Here is a 4646-nt window from a genome sequence, read left to right as displayed (position 1 = left end):
GTTTTCATCCTGTCTTCCATTTTTCAATGTCGAGCAGCTTACCAAAGCGACAACTCCTTTGATTGCTCCGCTTTTTATAGCCTCCACAAGCTTTCCGAGGTCGTTGTTCAAAGCCTTGAGAATGGCTTCAATTGAAAAGCCCACGAGAACTTTCTGCTTTCTCTTTGGAACTCTCGGCTCGACGCTCTTTCTTCTCTCCTTGAAGTTCTCTATAGCCAAGTCGATAATTTTCTTTGCAATTTCCTCAACCTTTTCCGGCTCGTAATCGAGTCCGTCGTCAACTCCTTCGAGTCTGATCAGCTTGCTAACCGGGACTATTTTGAACTTAAACTTCTCCTGATAATCCACTATTCTCGGCACTGTGCAGTTCATATCTGCAGCAAACACGTCCACTGCCCCGGTGGCAAGTAAGAATTCCTGCGTAATCCAGTTTCCTGTCAGACCAACGAAAACTGGAGATTCTACTCGTTGGAGAATTTCCTGCCCGGTTTCTATCGAGCCAACTATTCTCAACCCCTTAGCTCCAGCTTCAATTGCTTTCCTCTGAACATCCTCTCTCTCCGCAAGCTTTATGAGAGCCATTCCAACAAAAGGCTCGTGCCCGTTCACAACGATATTCACGTAGTCGGGATCGATAATACCCAGATCTACGTAGGCTTCATGCGGAGTTGGGGTTCCGAAGAGTATGTCCTGGATTACTTCGAGGGAAAGCTGAGCAGCGAGAATCGTTGAGATGCTCATCCTCATAGCCTTTTTAGCCAGACTGACGTAATTTGAGTCCACGTTGGTCATGGCGGAAGTTGCCGCAGTGAGTATTTCCTGAAAAACACCATCTGGAATTAGCGCAAGTTTTTCCCAAACTTCGAGTCTTTTCTTGGGAGCAAACACTTCAACGAGCTTGCTCCTCTCGTGAGAACTCAGATCTTTAATTACGGAATCAGCCACCTCCTTGGCTATCTCTCTCGGATCTCTGTTCGTGTCTATTCCAAGTAACTCCGCGAACCACTTCAACTTTTCAACATCCTTAATTTCGAAAGGAGTTTTTCCCTCTGCGGTAGCTTTAAGCGTCTTTGCAGCTTCAATGGCGTGATAAGTGTAGGCCGTAGCTCCGAGAATATTTCTGTGAACGAAGTTCCTGATGGCTACTCCAGCCTTCGTCAATCCACAAGCCCCAAGGGGATTTAAATCACTAAGCCTGCACGGCCCCATCGTACAAAGCTGGCAGCTTAACCCCTGAACACAGAAAGAGCACTTTAATTTCTGCGCCTCATATCTGTCTGCGATGTTGCTAAGTTCCTCCTCCCTAACCCTTTCGTACATTTCGTTTACGGTCTCGTGGTAGCTTATCATGTTCGAACCTCAAATTTTGTTGCACAAGATAAATTTCCCTAATATTTTCAGATAAACATAATTGTAATTAATCATGATAAATTGAAAATTTTACTAAATAAAATTATAGTGTAAGCTATTACGTGTTTGTTGTTCGGAACATTATAAAAATCTTTCTAAGTTTTTATTTGGAAATAAGTAACCGTTAATAACAAGTCGGCGAAACTTCATGATACGTGATAAGGGAAGGAAAAGCATACAGCGACGAGGAAATTTTCAGCTATTTACACCCTCTGGTGAGGGAATGGTTTAAAGAAAAGTACGGAACGTTCACACCCCCGCAAAGGTACTCGATAGTGGAAGCATTCAAGGGAAACAACGTTCTCGTTTCTTCTCCAACCGGAAGCGGAAAAACTCTCGCGGCTTTCCTCAGTGTTATCAGCTTCTTAGTTGAGAAAGCGGAAAAAGGGGAGTTGGAAGATAAGGTTTATGCGGTTTACGTTTCTCCCCTCAAAGCTTTGAACAACGACATAAAAAAGAACTTGGAAGAACCGCTAACCGAAATCTACGAACTTGCCGAGAAAAAGGGAATCAAGCTTGAGCAGATAAGGATTGCAGTAAGAACCGGAGATACAGCTCAGAGCGAAAGGCAAAGGCAGCTAAAAAAGCCACCTCACATTCTGATAACGACTCCCGAAAGTCTCGCGATAATCCTCTGCTCTCCAAAATTTTCTAAGTACCTTGGCGAAGTAAAATTTTTGATCGTTGATGAAGTTCACGCGATGGCTGAAAATAAGAGGGGTAGCCACTTAACGCTTAGCATCGAGAGACTTCAAAGGCTTCAGAAAGGCAAGATGGTTAGAATAGGGCTGTCTGCCACAATTCACCCGCTGAAGGAGGTGGCGAAGTTCTTAGTGGGTTACGAAAATGGGAGGGAAAGAGATTGCGTAATCGCTGACGTTACCTTCGAAAAGAAGATGGACATAAAAGTAATTTCGCCAATAGACGACTTCTTCAGGGAAAGTGCCGAAGAGATAAGCGAAAAATTATACACTACTCTCGCAAATTTGGTCAGGAAGTCCAGAACCGCTCTAATCTTCACAAATACGAGAAGCGCTACAGAAAGGGTGGTTTTCCACTTAAAAAAGAAGCTTGGAGAAGATTTTCCGATTGCCGCTCATCATTCTTCCCTTTCCAAAGAGGTCAGGCTTGAGGTAGAAGACAAACTAAAAAGAGGCGAACTCAGATGCGTTGTCTCCTCAACCTCCTTGGAGTTGGGAATAGACATAGGATACATCGATCTCGTCATCCTCCTCGGCTCGCCTAAGAGCATAAACAGGGCTCTGCAAAGAATCGGTAGGAGCGGTCACAAGCTTCACGAAGTCAGCGTTGGAAGGATAGTTGTTGTGGATCACGACGACCTTGTCGAGTGCACTGTTTTAGCTAAAGAGGCTATGGAAAGGAGACTCGATAGAATTCACATTCCCAAAAAACCCTTGGACGTTCTCTGCCAGCATGTTGTCGGAATGTCGATAGAAAAGAGGTGGAAGGTTGATGAAGCTCTGGAGCTCATAAGGAGAGCATATCCCTACAAAGATCTGACTAAAGAAGAATTTCTGTCTGTTCTTAGATACCTAAGCGGTGCTTACTCCGAACTCGAAAGAAAGAACGTGTACGGAAAAATTTGGTTTGACGAAAAGACTATGGAATTCGGGAGAAGAGGGAAGCTGATAAGACCGATTTACTATCTCAACGTCGGAACAATTCCGGATGAGGCGGAGATAGCGGTGATAACTACGGATGGAAAATTTGTGGGAGAAGTGGAGGAGGAGTTTGCGGAAAGGCTCGTGAGAGGAGATATTTTCGTTTTAGCTGGCAGAACTTTTCGCTTTTTAAAGTCAAAGGGGAACACGATAATCGTGGAGGAGGTTAAGGGAGAGAAGCCGACGGTTCCCAGCTGGTTCTCTGAGCAGCTTCCGCTAAGTTACGATCTCGCTTTGAGAATTCAGAAGTTCAGGAGAATGGTGGAGGAAAACATTGAAACTTCCGAGGAAATTCTTGTTAGGGATTACAAGCTCGAAAGGAAGGCTGCAAGAGCCATTAAAAACTACTTCTTAGAGCAGCTCATCGTAAGTGAGATTCCTACAGATAAAAAGCTCGTTATAGAGAAATACGAAGCCGAAAGAAACTACTACTTTTTCCACACGTTAATCGGGAGAAGAGCAAACAACGCATTAGCGAGAGTTTGCGCCTTCCGTGCTGGAAAGTTAAAAAACTGCAACGTTCAGTTTGCAATAACAGATAACGGATTCTCCCTGATTTTGCCGGAAAGCAAAAGTTTAAACGACGATGAGCTGAAAAACTTGCTGAAAATGGAGAAGTTTAGGGAAGATCTCGTTGAAGCCCTTAAAAAAACCGAAATAGTGAGGAGGAGGTTTAGGCATGTTGCCGTTAGGAGCTTCATGATTTTGAGAAACTACCTTGGAAAGGAAAAGAGCGTATGGAAGCAGCAGCTCAGCGCAGACTCCCTATTGAGGTTGCTCGAAAAGAAGTTCGGCATGGACTTTCCGGTTTTGAAGGAGACTTACAGAGAAATTCTTGAGGATGCGATGGATATAGAAAACGCTCTCGACTACCTCTCGAAGATCGGAAAGGAAATTGAGGTCAGCGTTGTTAGAACTCCATATCCGAGCCCCTTCTCGTGGAACCTCTACCTCCTTGGAGAGGAGGACGTCGTTCTTATGGAGGACAGAAGGAAGGTTATTAGAGAGCTTCACGAAAAAATAATCTCTCTGCTCAACCATGAAAAAAGTTGATATATTTTTCGATTGAGCTATCAATTAGATGATACCTCCAAAAGACTTGCTTAAGAGGGTCGTTCCATTCTCTTACCTCTCAGAAAAAGAGTTGGAGGAACTCGTTTCGAGTATGGATGTCGAAGTTTACGAATCTGGAGAAAGAATCCTGAAAAAGGGAAAAGTTCCGAAATACGTGTTTTTTGTTTATTCTGGAGAACTCTCCTTGAAAAAAGGGAGCGAAGAGGAGAGAATTACGAAAGGCGAAATATTCGGAGTTTCAGCAGCAATCGAAAAAAAACCTGTCGAGGGAGATCTTTACGCAGCTGAAGACAGCGTGTGCTACCTTTTTAAAGCCGATGTTTTTAAGAAACTTGTCGAAGAAAACGAAAGGTTCGGAGAATTTTTCAGATTTTTCAAGGAAAGAAAGTTCACTTCCCTCAGATTTAGTTACGTAACCCTCGAAGACGCTCTTCTCAAACCTGTAAAAGAGATCGTGAGGAGAAATCCGGTAACTTGCAG

At 43.8% G+C, this 4646-nt stretch carries 3 protein-coding genes; 2 read left to right on the top strand and 1 reads right to left on the bottom strand.

Going from position 1 to position 4646, the window contains the following annotated elements; translation table 11 throughout:
- Window positions 1-1350: anaerobic carbon-monoxide dehydrogenase catalytic subunit (gene cooS / locus F7C14_RS07395; protein WP_290901435.1), on the bottom strand; the 1350-nt coding region annotated here is incomplete at its 3' end.
- 215 nt (window positions 1351-1565) lie between these two features.
- On the opposite strand from cooS, the gene F7C14_RS07390 reads away from it, so the two are divergent.
- Window positions 1566-4145: an ATP-dependent helicase gene (locus F7C14_RS07390; protein ID WP_290901434.1), complete on the top strand. Its 2580-nt coding sequence runs from the start codon at window positions 1566-1568 to the stop codon at window positions 4143-4145.
- Between the two features lie 28 nt (window positions 4146-4173).
- Window positions 4174-4646 (top strand): cyclic nucleotide-binding domain-containing protein (locus F7C14_RS07385; protein WP_290901433.1); only part of this gene is annotated, 473 nt, incomplete at its 3' end.

Source organism: Ferroglobus sp., from assembly GCF_015521575.1.
Lineage (GTDB): Archaea > Halobacteriota > Archaeoglobi > Archaeoglobales > Archaeoglobaceae > Ferroglobus.
This window is presented reverse-complemented; position numbering and strand designations above follow the sequence as displayed.